Here is a 15,829-nt window from a genome sequence, read left to right on the forward strand (position 1 = left end):
GCGATCCGCGCGAGTGTGGTGATATGCGGTTCCGCCGCATGGCTCGTATGCGGCGAGATCGTGGAGCAGGGCCATGAACGGAAGGGCAGCGAACGCACAAAGGGGCGAGGAGCGGCGACCGCTTTCGGTCGGCATCCTGCTCGCCCATGACTTCACCCTCTCGGCGCTGTCGATGTTCGTCGACACGCTGCGGCTCGCCGCCGACGAATCGGATTTCTCGCGCCCGATCCATTGCCGCTGGACGATCATGTCCGACAGCGCCGCGCCGATCCGCGCGAGCTGCGGGGTGCAGGTGCTGCCGGGCGCGACCTTCCTCGACCCGGCCGGGTTCGACTACGTCGTCGTGATCGGCGGGCTGCTGGCCGGGCTGAACCAGAACGCGGCACCGCTCTGCGCCTATCTCAAGCGCGCCGCCGCGGCGGGGGTGAAGCTGGTCGGCATCTGCAACGGCAGTTTCCTGCTCTGCCAGGCGGGGCTGATGCAGGGGCGGCGGGTCTGCGTGAGCTGGCTGCACTACCAGGATTTCCGCGCGGCCTTCCCCGACCACGAGGTGACCGGCGACCGGCTGTTCGAGATCGACGGCGACCGGATCACCTGCGCCGGCGGGGCCGGGGCGGCGGATCTCGCGGCGCTGCTGATCGAGCGGCATCTCGGCAGCCGGCTCGCGCAGAAGCCGCACCAGGTGCTGCAGCTGACGCGCACGCGCGGCGAGGGGGCGGTGCAGCCGCACCCGCCGGTGGCGCACGAGGTGGCCGACGAGCAGGTGCGGCGCGCGCTGCTGATGATGGAGCAGAACCTCTCCGACCCGGTGCCGATTGCGACCATCGCGCGGCGGCTCGACCTGTCGACGCGGCAGCTGGAGCGGCGCTTCGAATCGGCGCTCGGGCAACGGCCCTCGCTGCTCTACCGCACGCTGCGGCTGCGTTACGCGCGCTGGCTGCTGGAGACGACGGGCCGCTCGGTCACGGATATCGCGCTGGAGGCCGGCTTCTCGGACTGCGCGCATTTCTCCCGCCAGTTCAAGGCGCTGCACGGGCTGTCGCCCTCGCAGATGCGGCCGGGCATGGCCGGGCGCGACGGCGGCGGCGCCGAGGCGGTCGCGATGCATGCGGGGCCGCGTCCGTTCTGATCCGCGCATGTGAGCAGCGCATGGCCGCCATGCGAGGGGGCTGCGAAATCGTTCTGGCGCGATGTCGCAAAAACGAAAGACGCTGATACACCGAACCGTCACATTCCGTCGCCGGGTTCTGACCCTTTTTGAAAGTGAACGCCATGGCGGATGTCGCTTCCCCTGCACTTCGTGACCTCGTGGCCCGGCGCCGCCGCGGCTACATGCTGGAGCGGGATTTCTATACCGATCCGGACGTCTTCCGCGCCGATCTCGAGTACATCTTCAACCGGCACTGGATTTTCGTCGGCGTGGAGCCGGATGTTCCCGAGCCGGGCGACGTGATGACGCTGAAGATCGGCGACAACGACATCCTGATCTGCCGCGACGACGACGGCGCGATCCACGCCATGCACAATGTCTGCCGGCATCGCGCGGCACGGCTGGTCTCGACCGAGAAGGCGACGGTGGGGCGGCTGGTCTGCCCGTATCACGCCTGGACCTACGGGCTGGACGGCGCGCTCGTGCATGCCGAGCACATGGGCGAGGATTTCGATCATTCCTGCCACGGGCTGAAGAAAATCCATCTCCGCTCGCTGGAGGGGCTGCTGTTCGTCTGCCTCGCCGAGGAGCCGCCGGCGGATTTCGACGAGATGGCGCGGATCGTCGGGCCATATATAGCGCCGCACGAGATCGCCAACTGCAAGGTGGCCCAGCAGATCGACCTGATCGAGGAGGGCAACTGGAAGCTGACGATGGAGAACAACCGCGAGTGCTATCACTGCGCGCTGAACCATCCGGAGCTGACCACCTCGATCTTCGAGTTCGGCTTCGGCTTCGATGCGCGCGAGGACGACCCGGCGCGCGCGGCGCTGCGGCGGAACTATGACGACATGGTCGCGCAGTCGTGCAGCGCCTGGGCGGCGAGCGGGTTTCCCTCCGAGGAGATCGGCCATCTCGACGACATGGTCTCGGGATTCCGGATCGGCCGGATGCCGATGGACCGCGATGGCGAATCGCAGACGCTGGACACCAAGGTGGCGAGCCGGCGCCTGCTCGGCCAGGCCAAGGAGAAGCGGCTCGGCGATCTCTCGTTCCATACCCAGCCGAATTCCTGGCACCATTTCATGAGCGACCACATTGTGACCTTCTCGGTGCTGCCGCTCTCGCCGGACCGCACGCTGCTGCGCACCAAGTGGCTGGTGCATCGCGACGCGATCCAGGGCGTGGATTACGACCTCGAGAACCTGATCCGGGTGTGGCGCGAGACCAATCTGCAGGATGGCGCGCTGGTCGGCCTCGCGCAGGCGGGGGCGTCGGGCGCCGGCTATGTGCCGGGGCCGTATTCGGCGGAAACCGAAGGCCAGGTCGAGGCTTTCGCCAACTGGTATGTCCGCCGCATGGCGGCGCATCTCGGGATCGAGCCGGCGCGATGAACATGACGCCGGCCGAGCGCTGCCGTGCCGCGCGCGACGGCAGCCTGTCCGTCTGGGACCCTGAGGTCGACGACGTGCTGGTCTGCGTCGATGCGCGGCTGGAGACGCACGACGTGCGGACCTTCACCTTCGTCAGCCGCACGCCGTCGCGCTTCAGCTACTGGCCGGGCCAGTTCCTCGTGTTCGACGTGCCGGTGGGCGGGGAGATCGTGCAGCGCTGCTACACGATCGCCTCCAGCCCGACGCGGCCGGACCAGATCTCGATCACGGTGAAGCGCAAGCCGGGCGGCGCGGTTTCGCCCTGGCTGCACGACAATCTGCGGCCGGGGATGGAGATCCGCGCGATCGGGCCGCTCGGGGATTTCAGCTTCGTGGCGACGCCGGGAGAAAAATACCTGTTCCTCTCGGGCGGTTCGGGAATCACGCCGCTGATGTCGATGACGCGGGCGCATCAGGACCTCGCACCGGATGCGGACATCGTGTTCATCCATTTCGCGCGGACGCCGGAGGACATCATCTTCCGCGACGAGCTCGCGGTGATGGCGCGGCAGATGCCGAACCTGCGGGTGATTCCGGTGTGCGAGGCGGATGGCGCCGGCGGGCGCTGGGGCGGGCCGCGCGGGCGGGTGACGCCGCAGCTGCTCTCGCTGCTGGCGCCGGATTTCGCCGAGCGCTGGATCTTCAACTGCGGGCCGCCGGTCTACATGCAGGTGGTGCGCGACGGGCTCGTCGGCCTCGGCTACGACATGCGGTATTACTACGAGGAGAGCTTCGATTTCGGCGTGCCGCCGCCGGTCGAGGAGGTGCTGGCCGCGCAGGGGGCGGAAACCTTCGAGGTGACGTTCAGCAAGTCCGGCCGGACGATCGGGGTGGCGCCGGGGCAGCATATCCTCGCCGCCGCGCGCGAGGCGGGCATGCGGCTGCCCTCGTCCTGCACCAAGGGCGTGTGCGGCACCTGCAAGAGCAAGCTCGTCTCGGGACGGGTGGACATGAAGCACCAGGGCGGCATCCGCCAGCGCGAGATCGACCAGGACATGATCCTGATCTGCTGCTCGACGCCGCTGACCGATCTCGTGATCGAACGCTGATGCCGCGGCCGCTGAACCCCGCCGCGCTGTCGCATTTCGGCTTCTTGCTGCTGCCGAACTATTCGATGATCGCGGTGGCCAATGCGATCGAGGCGCTGCGGATGGCCAATCGCTGCGCCGGGCGGGCGGTGTATCGGTGGAGCCTGCACGCGGTGGGCGAGGCGCCGGTGACGGCGAGCAACGGGCTGAGCCTCGGCGCGGTGACGGCGCCGGAGTCAGGGCCGGCGCCGGATATCCTGTTCGTCTGCGGCGGGCTCGACGTGCGCTCGGCCGTGGGGCGGCCGGTGCTCGCGGCGCTGCGCCGCGCGGCGCGGGCGGGCACGCCGCTCGGCGCGCTCTGCACCGGCACCTTCGCGCTCGCCGCCGCCGGGCTGCTCGACGAGTATCGCTGCGCCGTCCACTGGGAGGACATGCCGGCGATGCGCGCCGAGTTTCCGGAGATCGAACTGGTCAACGAGCTGTTCGTGCTCGACCGCAACCGGCTGACCTGCACCGGCGGCACCGGGCCGCTCGACATGATGCTGGCGCTGATCGAGGCGCGGCTCGGCCGCAACGTGGCCGAGCATGTGCGGGCGATTTTCGTCCTCGACCGGATCCGCCCGAGTGCCGAGCGCCAGCCGCTCGACAAGGACGACCGCGGCCATGCCGGGCAGCCGATGCTGGCGCGGGCGATGGTGATGATCGAGGCGCGGCTTGGGGAAAAGCAGATTCTCGGCGAGATCGCCGGCGAGCTCGGCATTTCGCTGCGGCAGTTGCAGCGGCTGTTCCGCGCCCATGTCGGCGAGAGCCCGGCGGCGTTCATCCGGGCGCGGCGGCTGAAGCGGGCGCAGGGGATGCTGCAATCGCTGCGGGTGCCGGTGACCGATGTGGCGATGGCCTGCGGGTTCGGCTCCAGCACGCATTTCGCCAGCGCCTATCACGATTATTTCGGACATCCGCCGCGCGCCGAGCGGCGGCCTGGAGGCATTGCATGATCGCCCACGCCGAGGCGCTGTTCCGCCCGCTGACGATCCGCCGGACGACGTTCCGCAACCGGATCATGAGCACGAGCCACGCGCCGGGCTACGGCCGGGACGGCAAGCCGCAGGAGCGCTACCAGCTCTACCACGCGGAAAAGGCGAAGGGCGGCATCGGGCTGACGATGTTCGGCGGATCGTCCTCCGTCTCGCTCGACAGCCCGGCGGCGCCGTGGAACCAGATATCGGTCGCGGATGACAGTGTCATTCCGTATTTTCAACAATTTTCCGAACGCGTGCATGCGCATGGCGCGGCGCTGATGATCCAGCTCACGCATATGGGGCGGCGGACCCGGTGGGATACCGAGAACTGGCTGCCGACGCTTTCCGCCTCGCCGCGGCGGGAGCCGGCGAGCCGGTCGATCCCGCGGGAGATGGAGCAGGAGGATATCGACCGGGTGGTCGCCGATTTCGCGGCGGCGGCGCGGCGGGCCCGCGAGGGCGGGCTCGATGGCTGCGAGCTCTCGGCGGCGCACGGGCACCTGGTCGACCAGTTCTGGTCGCCCTCGGTCAATCACCGCGGCGATGGTTATGGCGGGTCGCTGGAGAACCGGATGCGGTTCGGCTTCGAGATTCTCGAGGCGATGCGGGCGGCGGCGGGGGATGATTTCCTGATCGGCATCCGCATGTCGGGCGACGAGATGCTGGCCGAGGGGCTGAGCCACGAGGATTGCGTGGCCATCGCCGAGGCGCATGCGCGGCGCGGGCTGGTCGATTTCATCAACGTGCTCGGCGGGCAGGCGCGGGACCATCTGGCGCATGCGGTGTCGCTGCCGAACATGTCGTTTCCGGTCGCGCCCTTCCTGCCGCTGGCCAGCGCGATCCGCCGCGAGGTGGAGGTGCCGGTGTTCCACGCGCAGCGGGTCACCGACCTTGCCACCGCCGCGCGCGCGGTGGCGGAGGGGCATGTCGACATGATCGCGATGACGCGGGCGCACATCGCCGACCCGCATCTCGCGCGCAAGCTGCAGGACGGGCGGGAGGACGATATCCGCCAGTGCGTCGGCGCCGGCTACTGCATCGACCGGATCTATACCGGGGCGGATGCGCTGTGCATCCAGAACGCCGCGACCGGGCGCGAGGCGACGATGCCGCACGTGATCGGCAAGGCGGCGCGGCGGCGGCGGGTGGTTGTCGTCGGCGGCGGGCCGGGCGGGCTGGAGGCGGCGCGGGTGAGTGCGGAGCGCGGCCACGAGGTGGTGCTGTTCGAGCGGGAGACGGCGCTTGGCGGGCAGATCAACATCGCCGCGAAGGCGGGATGGCGGGAGGCGCTGTCGGGGATTCCGCGCTGGCTCGGCGCGCAGGTGCGCAGGCTCGGCGTGGATCTGCGGCTCGGTGTCGCGGCGGATGCGGCGATGGTGCTGGCGGAACGGCCGGACATCGTGATTCTCGCGACCGGCGGCGTGCCCAATCCGGGCTTCATGGAGGGGGCGGAACTGGTGACGACGACCGCCGCGATCCTGCGCGACGGGATCGCGCTCAGCGGTTCGGTGCTGCTCTATGACGGGATGGGGCAGCACAACGCCGCCTCCTGCGCCGAGTTCCTGGCGAAGCGCGGCGCGCTGGTGGAACTCGCGACCGGCGACCGGATGGCGGCCGAGGAGGTCGGCACCACCAACCAGCCGATCCATCTGCGCGAACTCTACCGCCATGACGTGATCATGACGCCGAATCTCGACCTGCTCGCGGTGCGGCGGGAGGAGAACCGGCTGGTCGCGGTGCTGCTCAACACGATGGATCTCGCCGAGGAGGAGCGGGTGGTGGATCATGTCGTCGTCGATTTCGGCACGCTGCCGGATGACGCGCTTTATGATCCGCTGAAGGCGGGGTCGGTCAACCGGGGGCGGATCGATGCCGGCGCGCTGGTGGCGGGGCGGGCGCAGCCCTGGCCGGAGGACGGATACGCGCTGTATCGCATCGGCGATGCGGCGGCGGGGCGCAACATCCACGCCGCGATCTACGACGCGCTGCGCCTCTGCAAGGATTTCTGATGGCGGGCCTGTTCGTCCTGCTGGCCTGGCTGCTGCTGGCCGGGGTGGTCGCGCAGGGGCTGCGTCTCGCCGCATCGTGGCGGCGGGGCGGGGCGGCGCCGGTGGACTGGGCGCGCGGGCTGGCGGCGCTGCCGCGGCGCTATCTCGTGGATGTGCATGGCGTGGTGGCGCGGCGGGCGGCGGCGGCGCGGATGCACCAGGCGATCGCCGGGGGCTTGCTCGGCGGCACCGCTCTGGTGCTGCTGGGCATCATCCCGGCGCTGCGTGGCGCGGAAATGCTTTGGCTGCTGGCCGCGCTCGGCTTCGGCTTCGCGATTTTCGGCGCGCGGCTGGTCGCGCAGAGGCGGCAGCCGGCGCGGCCGGCGTCGCTCTCCGGCGGGGCGTTCCAGGGGCTGGCGCGGGATCTGGCTGCCTATGCGGCGGGCGGGTTCCTGGCCTCGCTCGGCATTCTGCTCGGGCTGTGGCTGCCCGCACTGGCGGGGATCGGGCTTGCCGCCTGGGGCGGGGCGCGGCTGGTGGCGGGGATCGGGACCGGGCCGATGCGGCACGCGCTGGCCGGGGCGGTGCATCTCGCGGCTCATCCGCGGCCTGAGCGCTTCGCGGGCGCAGCAGCAAGCGGGCTGTTGCCGGCGCAAAACTTCGGCGTGGCGGCGATCGGCGATTTCGCCTGGAACCGGCTGGCGGGGTTCGATGCCTGCATCCAGTGCGGGCGGTGCGAAGAGGCATGCCCGGCCTTTGCCGCCGGGCAGAAGCTGAACCCGAAGGCGCTGATCCAGGACCTGGCGACGGCGCTGCATCCGGAGGCGCCGGCCTATGCCGGCTCGCCGCATCCGGGCATTTCGTCGCCGGGCCCGGTGCTGGGGCGGCTGCACGCGGAGACGCTGTTCGCCTGCACGACCTGCCGCGCCTGCGTATCCGCCTGCCCGATGATGATCGAGCATGTGGACGCGGTGGTCGATCTGCGGCGGCATCTGACGCTGGACGCCGGTGCGGCGCCGGGCAAGGCGGACCAGGTGCTTTCGGAGCTGCGCTACGCGTTCAATCCGGGCGGGTTCGAGCCCGGGCGGCGGCTCGATTTCGCCGCCGGCGGGCTGCGCGTGCTGGGCGAGGGCGAGAGCGCCGACATCCTGCTCTGGCTCGGCGACGGGGCGTTCGACGCGCGCTATGGGCGGACGCTGCGGGCGCTGGTGGCGATCATGCGGGCGGCGGGGCTGGATTTCGCGGTGCTGGGGGAAGCGGAGCGCGATTGCGGCGACCTCGCCCGGCGGCTCGGCGACGAGGCGGGGTTCGAGCGCCTCGCGCGCGCCAATGTGGCGGCGCTGGCGGCAAGGCGGTTCGGGCGGATCGTCACCGCCGATCCGCACGCGCTGCATGTGCTGCGGCAGGAATATCCGGCGTTCGGCGGGCATTATACGGTGCAGCACCATACGGCGCTGATCGACAAGCTGATCGGCACCGGCGCGATCCGGCCGGAGGCGGCATCCGGCGGGACGGTGACCTATCACGACCCGTGCTATCTCGGCCGCTATAACGGCGAGTATGACGCGCCGCGGCGGGTGCTGGGGCGGATCGGCCTGGCGGTGAGCGAGATGGAGCGCCATGGCGCGGCCTCGTTCTGCTGCGGCGGCGGGGGCGGCGCGCCGGTTTCGGACATCGCGGGGGAGCGGCGGATTCCCGATCTGCGGATGGCGCAGGCGCGGGAGACGGGGGCGGACATCGTCGCCGTGGCGTGCCCGGGCTGCACCGCGATGCTGGAGGGGGTGACGGGCGCGCGGCCCGAGGTGCGCGACATTGCCGAGCTGGTGCACGCGGCGATGGCCACGGTGCCGGTGGAGGCGCGGGCGTGAGCGCGAAGCGGCGCGATCCCCGGGCCGAGCGCGCGGCGGTGGTGGTGGCCGAGGCGCCGCGCCGGCGGATCGACCGGACGCATCGCGGCGGGGCGGTCGCGCAGGGCGCCACGGTGGCGCCGGCGGCGGCGCCGGTCGTGACGATCGCGGACCCGGCCTATCTGGTGTTCGCCGTGGTGGAGATGGCGGGCGGCGTGCTGTCGCGCCATGACCGGCAGGTGCTGGGGGCGGCGCGGCTGCTCGATGGCGGCGGGACGGCGGCGGTGGTGCTGCTGGCGCCGGGCCTGCCGGAGGACGCGGGTGCGGCGGGGGCGGACCGGGTGATGGTGCTGCCGGCGCGGGACGATCCGGCGGCGCTGGCGGCATCGGTCGCCGCCGCGATCGGCGCGCATCGGCCGCGCCATGTGGTGTTCGCCGAGAGCGCGGATGGCGGGGATCTGGCGCGGCGGGTGGCGGCACTCTGCGACGAGGCGCTGTTCGACGCGGTCGAGAGCCTGTCGGCGCGGCAGGCGATCCGCCCGGCTGCCGCGGGGCGGGCGGAATGGCGGGTGGCGCCGCCGCGCCTGCTGAGCATCGCGGCCGACCGCATCGCGCCCTGGCGCGGGGCGGCGCATGCGGCCGCGCCGGTCGATCAGCCCACTGATCCGGCGAGGGATGCGGCGATGGCGGTGCGGCTGTCGCCCCTGCCGGTGGAGGCGGCGAATGTGCGGCTGGACGAGGCGGGATTCGTGATCGCGGCGGGGAACGGGGTGACGGATTTCGCGGGGTTTCTCGATCTCGCGCGCGCGCTCGGGGCGACGCCGGGGGCGAGCCGGGTGGTGTGCGACGCCGGCGCGTTGCCGCGGGCGATGCAGGTCGGCGCGTCGGGCACCGTGCTCAACGCCGACTGCTACGTGGCGTTCGGGATTTCCGGCGCGCCGCAGCATCTGCAGGGGATCGGCACGGTGGAGCATGTGGTCGCGGTGAATACCGACCTGCACGCGGCGATGATCGCGCGGGCGGACCTGGCGGTGGTCGCGGATGCTCAGGCGGTGCTGCCGGCGCTGCTCGCGCTTCTGGGAGCCGAGGCATGAGAATCGTCGTGCTGCTGTCCGCCGGGCGGCATCCGGCGACGGGCGCGCCCTGCCCGGTGCCGGCGGAATTGCAGGCGATCGCGCTGGCGCGGCAGATCGCCGGGGCGGGCGGCGCGGTCGAGGGGCTGCATGCCGGCGGGCGCGACGAGGCGGTGCTGGACGCGCTGGGGCACGGGATCGACGGGCTGACGCTGGTTGCGGCCGGAGCGGCGGACGATCCGCTCGGCGCGCTGGTGGCGGCGCTGGAGGGAAGGCTGCCGGACCTGATCCTCGCGGGCCGGCGCGGCCGGGGCGGGGCGGATGGCGGGCTGCTGCCCTATCGGCTGGCGCGGGCGCTGGGATGGCCGATCGTCGCCGATGCGATCGGGGCCGGGATTGCCGGCGGCGAGATGACGGTGACGCAGGCGCTGCCGCGCGGCGGGCGGCGGGCGGCCACGGTGCGCGGGGCGGCGGTGATCACCGTGCATCCGGCGGCGCCGGCGGCGCTGCCCTATGTGCATCGCGCGCGGCTGGCGGGACGGGTGAGCGAGGTGGCGGGACCGGCGGCGCTGCCGGCGGCGCTGCCGGAAGGAGCGGAAATCCGGCCCTACCGGGCGCGGCCGAAGCTGATCGGCGATGTCGGCGGCGGCGGTTCGGCGGAGGCGCGGCTGCAGGCGGTGAGCGAGACGCGGGATGCCGGCGGGCGGGTGATGCTGCGGCCGGCGCCGGACGAGGCGGCGGCGGCGATCCTCGAGTTCGTGGCGCGGTTCAGGCCCCGCAAGGCCTGACGCCCGGAGCACCTTGCGATCCTGCCGGATCATGCCCGCTTCATCGATGTGACAGAGCGCGACATCCGATCCATCCGGACCGGAAAGCGCGTTTCATCGATATGACAGAGCGCTGCATCCGATCCGTCCGGATCGGAAAGCGCGTTTCATCGATATGACAGAGCGCTGCATCCGATCCGGGTGGATCGGAAAGCGCGTTTCATCGATATGACAGAGCGCTACATTCGATCCGGGTGGATCGGAAAGCGCTCTAGCACTCGATGAAATTGGCGGCGAGGCCGCCGAGCGAGGTTTCCTTGTATTTCGTGTTCATGTCGGCGCCGGTCTGGCGCATCGTGGCGATGACCTGATCGAGCGAGACGCGGTGCGAGCCGTCGCCGCGGGCGGCGAGGGAGGCGGCGCTGATCGCCTTGATCGCGCCGAAGGCGTTGCGCTCGATGCAGGGGATCTGCACCAGGCCGCCGACCGGATCGCAGGTCATGCCGAGATGGTGTTCCATGGCGATTTCGGCGGCGTTCTCGATCTGCGCGTTGGTCGCGCCGCGGGCGGCGGCGAGGCCGGCGGCGGCCATCGAGGCGGCGACGCCGACCTCGCCCTGGCAGCCGACCTCGGCGCCGGAAATCGAGGCGTTAGTCTTGAACAGGCCGCCGATCGCGGTGGCGGTGAGGATGAAATCGTGCAGGCCGGCGCGGCTGGCGCCGGGGCAGCTGTCGCGATAGTAGCGCAGCACGGCGGGGATGACGCCGGCGGCGCCGTTGGTCGGCGCGGTGACGATGCGCCCGCCGGCGGCGTTCTCCTCGTTCACCGCCATCGCGAACAGGCTGACCCAGTCCATCGGCTCGTGGGGTGCGAGATCGTTGCGGCTGGAATCGGCCTCCAGCCGGGCGCGCAGGGCGCGGGCGCGGCGGGTGACGCGCAGGCTGCCGGGGAGCATGCCCTCGGCGGCGAGGCCGCGCTCGATGGCGCTCATCATCACGTCGATGACCAGGTCGATATGGGCGGTGACCGCCTCCGGCGGGCGCAGCGCGGTTTCGTTGGCGCGGACGATCGCGGCGATGGACAGGCCGGTCGCCGCGCCGATGCGCAGCAGCTCTTCCATGGTGGCGAAGGGGTGGGGCACGTCGTCGGTGATGGCGCCGAGATCGGCCGGTTCGTCCTCGCGCAGCACGAAGCCGCCGCCGACCGAGCACCAGCGCTCGCGGGCGAGGAGGGTGCCGGCGGCGTCGTGCGCGGTGAGTTCCAGCGTGTTGGGGTGGCGGGGGGCGGCGGTTTCGAAATCGAAGACCAGGTCCGCCGCCGGGTCGAAGCCGATCTCGTGCCGGCCGGCGAGGGTGAGGCGGCGCGCCGCGGCGACGGCGGCGACCAGGGCGTCCGCCCGGTCGGGGTCGACGGTTTCGGGCGCCTCGCCGGACAGGCCGAGGATCACCGCCTTGTCGGTCGCGTGGCCCTTGCCGGTCCAGGCCAGCGAGCCGAGCAGGGTGACAGTGACGCGCGCGGTGCGGGGCAGCAGATCGGCCTCGGCGAGAGTCGCGGCGAAGCGGTGCGCGGCGCGCATCGGCCCGGTGGTGTGCGACGAGGACGGGCCGATGCCGATCTTGAACAGGTCGAAGACGCTGATCATGCTTTGATGCTTCTGTTGCTTGATGGGGCTGGCCGCCTGGTCCGGCCGGATGGGTCGATCCGGCCGGGGGAAGCCCTAGTCGGGATACTCCCGCCCGATGGCGGCGAGAAGGCCCCAGAGATAGGGGGCGAAGGAGCGCCAGACCTCGATGTGGAAGCGGGTTTCGGCGGTGCGCCAGAGCACGATGTCGGCCTTGCCGAACAGGGTGCGGGTGGCCATGCCGACGGGGAAGGCGGCGAGGTCGAGATCGAGCGGGCAGAGGGCGTTGAGCATCGCCGTGCAGTCCGGCCCCTCGATCGAGACGCCGAGCTGGCGGTGGGAAATGTCGGCCAGCGCGTAGTCGCGCGGCGTGAGAGCTGCGGCGAGGGCGGCTTCGAACGCCTCCCAGGTGTCGGCGACGGGGGCGAGGAGCAGGAACTCGTCCGGTCCGAGGCGGATCGCGGTGCGGGCGCCGGACTCGGTGGCGCGGTTCATCCCGAGGGCGAGATCGACCCCCAGCGCCGCGCCGGCGGCCTCGACGGCGGCCGGCTTGACGCGCAGCGAGACGCGCGTGGCGCGGGGCATCTCGCGCACCCGGCGGTCGCCGACGAGGCCGGCGAGCGGGGAGGCGAGGCGGGTCTGCATCACGTCAGCCATCGAGCCTGGCTCCTTCACGGTCGTAGAATACCGGATCGGTGAGGCGGACCGGGATCGCGCGGTCCGCGAGTTTCACGTGCAGCGTGTCGCCGATGCGGTCGCGCCCGCCGCGCACCAGGGCGAGGGCGATGGAGCGGCCGAGCGTCTCGCTCCAGTAGGCGGAGGTGACGTGGCCGAGGATCTCGGCGGGCGGCGGCCGGCTGGGATCGGCGACGAGGTGGGATCCTTCCTCGAGCACGATATCGCCGGGCTCGGTGAACAGTCCGACGAGCTGCTTGCGCCCGGTCTGGCCGGCGAAGGCGGCGCGGTCGAGCGCGCGCTTGCCGACGAAATCGGGCTTCGCCTTGCCGATCGCCCAGGCGAGGCCGACATCGTCGGGCGTCGCCGTGCCGTCGGTCTCCTGGCCGACGATGATGTAGCCCTTCTCGGCGCGCAGAACGTGCATCGTCTCGGTGCCGTAGGCGGTGATGTCGTGCCGGCGGCCGGCGTCGAACACCGCCTCCCAGACGGCGCGGCCGTAATCGGCGGGGACGTTGATCTCGAAGCCGAGCTCGCCGGTGAAGCTGACGCGGAAGAGCCGGGCCGGGATGCCGGCGACGCGGCATTCGACCATGCTCATGTGCGGCATGGCGGCGCCGGAGATGTCCGCCCCCTCGACGAGCGGGGCGATCACGTCGCGCGCGCGGGGGCCCTGGACGGCGATGACCGCGTATTGCTCGGTGGTGGAGGTGAGCCAGACATCGAGCTCGGGGAACTCGGTCTGCAGGTAGTCCTCCATCATGGCGAGCACGCGCGGGGCGCCGCCGGTGGTGGTGGTGACGTGGAAGCGGGTGTCGGACAGGCGGCCGATGACGCCGTCGTCGATCACGAACCCGTCCTCGCGCAGCAGCACGCCGTAGCGCAGGCGGCCGGGTTTCAGCTTGGTCCAGGCGTTGACGTACATGCGGTTGAGGAACTCGGCGGCGTCCGGCCCCACGACCTCGATCTTGCCGAGGGTCGAGGCGTCGAAGATGCCGACGCTCGCGCGCACGGCGCGGCATTCGCGGGCGACGGCGCTGCGCATCGTCTCGCCGCCGCGCGGGAAGTAGCGGGCGCGTTTCCAGATGCCGACATCCTCGAACACCGCGCCCTGTTCCGCCGCCCAGTCGTGGATCGGGGTGTGGCGCTCGGGCTCGAACAGCGTGCCGCGGGCGTAGCCGGCGAAATAGCCGAAGGGGACCGGCGTGTAGGGCATGCGGAAGGTGGTGGTGCCGATCTCGGGGATCGGGCGGCCGAGCTCGGCCGACATGATGCCGAGCGCGTTCATGTTGGAGAGCTTGCCCTGGTCGGTCGCCATGCCGTTGGTGGTGTAGCGCTTGACGTGCTCGACCGAGCGGAAGCCCTCGCGCAGGGCGAGCGAGATGTCCTTCGCGGTGACGTCGTTCTGGAAGTCGATGAAGGCGCGGACCGAGCCGGGGTTGCGGCCGTGCGGCGTGGCGCCGAGGAAGCCGCCGGTGGCGGCGGGGGCGTTGGCGACCGCGATCGTCGCGGCGGGCGGGGCGGTGAAGCCGGCGGCGGCGGCCGCCGCCTCGCCGGCGGCGCGGCCGGAGGCGAGGGCGTCGGCCAGCGAGGTGGTGCCGGCGGCGGCACCGGCGGCGCGGCAGGCCTCGGCCGGCTCGCCGGGGATGAAGGCGTCGAGCGCGGGGTCGAAGCGGAGCTTGCCGCGGCTCTGCGAGAAGAGATGCACGCTCGGGGTGAAGCCGCCGGACATCAGCACGAGGTCGCAGGAGAGGCGCTCGCCGGCGCCGCCATCGCGCCGCGCGATGGTGGCGGCGGTGACGCGCAGCCGCCCCTCGGTGCCGGTGAGGGTGCAGCCGGGGCGGACCGGCAGGCCGGCGGCGTGGGCGGCCTCGACCAGTTCGCCGGACGGATCGGGCCGGAGATCGGCGATCGCGGCGATGCGGGCGCCGGCGCGGTGCAGGGCGAGGGCGGCAGCATAGGCGGAATCGTGCGCGGTGAAGACGACGGCGTTGCGGCCCGGCAGCACGCCGTAGCGGGTGACGTAGGTGCGCGCGGCGTCGGCCAGCATGATGCCGGGGCGGTCGTTGTCGGGGAAGGCGAGGGGGCGCTCGATGGCGCCGGTGGCGATCACCACCTCGCGGGCGCGGACCTGCCAGAGCCGGCCGCGGGGCTGGGTGTCGTCGGGTTCGCCGAGATGATCGGTGAGGTCCTGGGCGAGGCCGATCATGTTGTGCGGGAAATAGCCGAAGGCGATGGTGCGCGGCAGGATGGTGACCTGGCCGGCGGCCTGCAGCCAGCTCAGGCGGGTGGCGAGGAAGCTCGCGGCATTGGTGCCATCGAGCGTCGCATCCGTCTCGGCGAGGAGGGCGCCGCCAAGCTCGGCCTGTTCGTCGCACAGGATCACCCGCGCGCCGGAGGACGCGGCGGCGAGGGCGGCCTCGATGCCGGCGGGGCCGGCGCCGACCACCAGCACGTCGCAATGGGCGTAGCGCTGGGCGTAGCAGGCGGCGTCCGCCGCCTCCGGGGCGCGGCCGAGGCCGGCCATGGCGCGGATGCGCGGCTCGAAGAACCGCGTCCACGCCGCTTTCGGCCACATGAAGGTCTTGTAGTAGAAGCCGGCGGGGATGAATTTCCAGAACAGGTCGGTGAGGCCGGCGAAGTCGCGTTCGAGCGAGGGGGAGCGGTTCTGGCTTTCGGCGACCAGGCCGTCATGCAGGACGACCTGGGTCGCGCGCAGGTTGGGGGTGTAGTGCCCCTCGTCGCGGCCGACGCCGACCAGGGCGTTCGGCTCCTCGGCGCCGGCGGTCAGGATGCCGCGCGGACGGTGATACTTGAAGGAACGGCCGACCAGGTGGACGCCGTTGGCGAGCAGGGCCGAGGCCAGCGTGTCGCCCGGATGGCCGGCATAGGCGCGGCCGTCGAAACGGAAGGCGAGGGTGCGGGAGCGGTCGATCCGCCCGCCCTCGGCAAGCCGGAAGCTCTGGCTCATCGTGCGGCTCCGCGGTCGATCATGTCGGTGTAGGTGTTGCGGCGGAGGTTGAAGAAGCGGCCGCAGCCATGGGCGTGGCGCCAGCGTTCCTCGAAATCGCCGCGGGCGTTGCGGCGGATGTAGAGATAGTCGGTCCAGCCCGCGTCATCGACGGCGCGCGGGTCGGCGGCGCGGACGCGGTGGGCCTCGCCGCCATAGGCGAACTCGATTTCCGGACGGTCGCCGCAATGCGGGCAGGGGATCAGCAGCATGGCGGG

The 15,829-nt window shown here is 71.8% G+C and carries 12 protein-coding genes; 8 read left to right on the forward strand and 4 right to left on the reverse strand.

Going from position 1 to position 15,829, the window contains the following annotated elements:
* The first annotated feature begins 73 nt into the window (after positions 1–73).
* From ACMV_RS04375 to ACMV_RS04410, 8 genes are all read left to right on the forward strand, one after another.
* Positions 74–1,129, forward strand: coding sequence for a GlxA family transcriptional regulator (locus tag ACMV_RS04375; RefSeq protein WP_007422822.1), 1,056 nt, complete (start codon positions 74–76; stop codon positions 1,127–1,129).
* A 143-nt stretch (positions 1,130–1,272) separates the two neighbouring features.
* Entirely contained in the window at positions 1,273–2,544 is a 1,272-nt protein-coding gene (locus tag ACMV_RS04380; RefSeq protein ID WP_011941920.1) for an aromatic ring-hydroxylating oxygenase subunit alpha, read from the forward strand.
* Positions 2,541–3,632, forward strand: coding sequence for a hybrid-cluster NAD(P)-dependent oxidoreductase (locus ACMV_RS04385; protein ID WP_007422824.1), 1,092 nt, complete (start codon positions 2,541–2,543; stop codon positions 3,630–3,632). The genes ACMV_RS04380 and ACMV_RS04385 overlap by 4 nt, the downstream gene beginning before the upstream one ends.
* A complete protein-coding gene (locus ACMV_RS04390; protein WP_013639671.1) occupies positions 3,632–4,606 on the forward strand; it encodes a GlxA family transcriptional regulator in 975 nt (324 codons plus the stop codon). Before ACMV_RS04385 ends, ACMV_RS04390 begins: the two co-directional genes overlap by 1 nt.
* Positions 4,603–6,639 (forward strand): NADH:flavin oxidoreductase, encoded by a 2,037-nt coding sequence (locus ACMV_RS04395; protein ID WP_013639672.1) that lies wholly within the window; start codon positions 4,603–4,605, stop codon positions 6,637–6,639. The genes ACMV_RS04390 and ACMV_RS04395 overlap by 4 nt, the downstream gene beginning before the upstream one ends.
* Positions 6,639–8,486 carry a (Fe-S)-binding protein gene (locus tag ACMV_RS04400; protein WP_013639673.1) on the forward strand — a complete coding sequence of 616 codons (1,848 nt, stop codon included), beginning with the start codon at positions 6,639–6,641 and terminating at the stop codon, positions 8,484–8,486. The genes ACMV_RS04395 and ACMV_RS04400 overlap by 1 nt, the downstream gene beginning before the upstream one ends.
* Positions 8,483–9,559 (forward strand): electron transfer flavoprotein subunit alpha/FixB family protein, encoded by a 1,077-nt coding sequence (locus tag ACMV_RS04405; protein WP_013639674.1) that lies wholly within the window; start codon positions 8,483–8,485, stop codon positions 9,557–9,559. The genes ACMV_RS04400 and ACMV_RS04405 overlap by 4 nt, the downstream gene beginning before the upstream one ends.
* A complete protein-coding gene (locus tag ACMV_RS04410; RefSeq protein WP_013639675.1) occupies positions 9,556–10,326 on the forward strand; it encodes an adenine nucleotide alpha hydrolase family protein in 771 nt (256 codons plus the stop codon). The genes ACMV_RS04405 and ACMV_RS04410 overlap by 4 nt, the downstream gene beginning before the upstream one ends.
* 250 nt (positions 10,327–10,576) lie before the next feature.
* On the opposite strand, the gene ACMV_RS04415 is transcribed toward ACMV_RS04410, so the two are convergent.
* From ACMV_RS04415 to ACMV_RS04430, 4 genes are all read right to left on the reverse strand, one after another.
* On the reverse strand, positions 10,577–11,947 hold the full coding sequence (locus ACMV_RS04415) for an L-serine ammonia-lyase (protein WP_007421934.1): 1,371 nt from the start codon (positions 11,945–11,947) through the stop codon (positions 10,577–10,579).
* Positions 11,948–12,022: 75 nt separating this feature from the next.
* Positions 12,023–12,583 (reverse strand): sarcosine oxidase subunit gamma, encoded by a 561-nt coding sequence (locus ACMV_RS04420; protein WP_013639676.1) that lies wholly within the window; start codon positions 12,581–12,583, stop codon positions 12,023–12,025.
* Entirely contained in the window at positions 12,576–15,572 is a 2,997-nt protein-coding gene (locus ACMV_RS04425) for a sarcosine oxidase subunit alpha family protein (RefSeq protein WP_013639677.1), read from the reverse strand. The genes ACMV_RS04420 and ACMV_RS04425 overlap by 8 nt, the downstream gene beginning before the upstream one ends.
* Positions 15,569–15,823, reverse strand: coding sequence for a sarcosine oxidase subunit delta (locus ACMV_RS04430; RefSeq protein WP_007422480.1), 255 nt, complete (start codon positions 15,821–15,823; stop codon positions 15,569–15,571). Before ACMV_RS04430 ends, ACMV_RS04425 begins: the two co-directional genes overlap by 4 nt.
* Positions 15,824–15,829 lie beyond the last annotated feature (6 nt).

The organism is Acidiphilium multivorum AIU301, from assembly GCF_000202835.1.
In the GTDB taxonomy this organism is placed as follows: domain Bacteria; phylum Pseudomonadota; class Alphaproteobacteria; order Acetobacterales; family Acetobacteraceae; genus Acidiphilium; species Acidiphilium multivorum.

Coding starts and splice junctions, on each gene's coding strand:
- ACMV_RS04375 (WP_007422822.1), top strand. CDS start 74: ATGAACGGAAGGGCAGCGAACGCACAAAGGGGCGAGGAGCGGCGACCG.
- ACMV_RS04380 (WP_011941920.1), top strand. CDS start 1,273: ATGGCGGATGTCGCTTCCCCTGCACTTCGTGACCTCGTGGCCCGGCGC.
- ACMV_RS04385 (WP_007422824.1), top strand. CDS start 2,541: ATGAACATGACGCCGGCCGAGCGCTGCCGTGCCGCGCGCGACGGCAGC.
- ACMV_RS04390 (WP_013639671.1), top strand. CDS start 3,632: ATGCCGCGGCCGCTGAACCCCGCCGCGCTGTCGCATTTCGGCTTCTTG.
- ACMV_RS04395 (WP_013639672.1), top strand. CDS start 4,603: ATGATCGCCCACGCCGAGGCGCTGTTCCGCCCGCTGACGATCCGCCGG.
- ACMV_RS04400 (WP_013639673.1), top strand. CDS start 6,639: ATGGCGGGCCTGTTCGTCCTGCTGGCCTGGCTGCTGCTGGCCGGGGTG.
- ACMV_RS04410 (WP_013639675.1), top strand. CDS start 9,556: ATGAGAATCGTCGTGCTGCTGTCCGCCGGGCGGCATCCGGCGACGGGC.
- ACMV_RS04415 (WP_007421934.1), bottom strand. CDS start 11,947: ATGATCAGCGTCTTCGACCTGTTCAAGATCGGCATCGGCCCGTCCTCG.
- ACMV_RS04420 (WP_013639676.1), bottom strand. CDS start 12,583: ATGGCTGACGTGATGCAGACCCGCCTCGCCTCCCCGCTCGCCGGCCTC.
- ACMV_RS04425 (WP_013639677.1), bottom strand. CDS start 15,572: ATGAGCCAGAGCTTCCGGCTTGCCGAGGGCGGGCGGATCGACCGCTCC.
- ACMV_RS04430 (WP_007422480.1), bottom strand. CDS start 15,823: ATGCTGCTGATCCCCTGCCCGCATTGCGGCGACCGTCCGGAAATCGAG.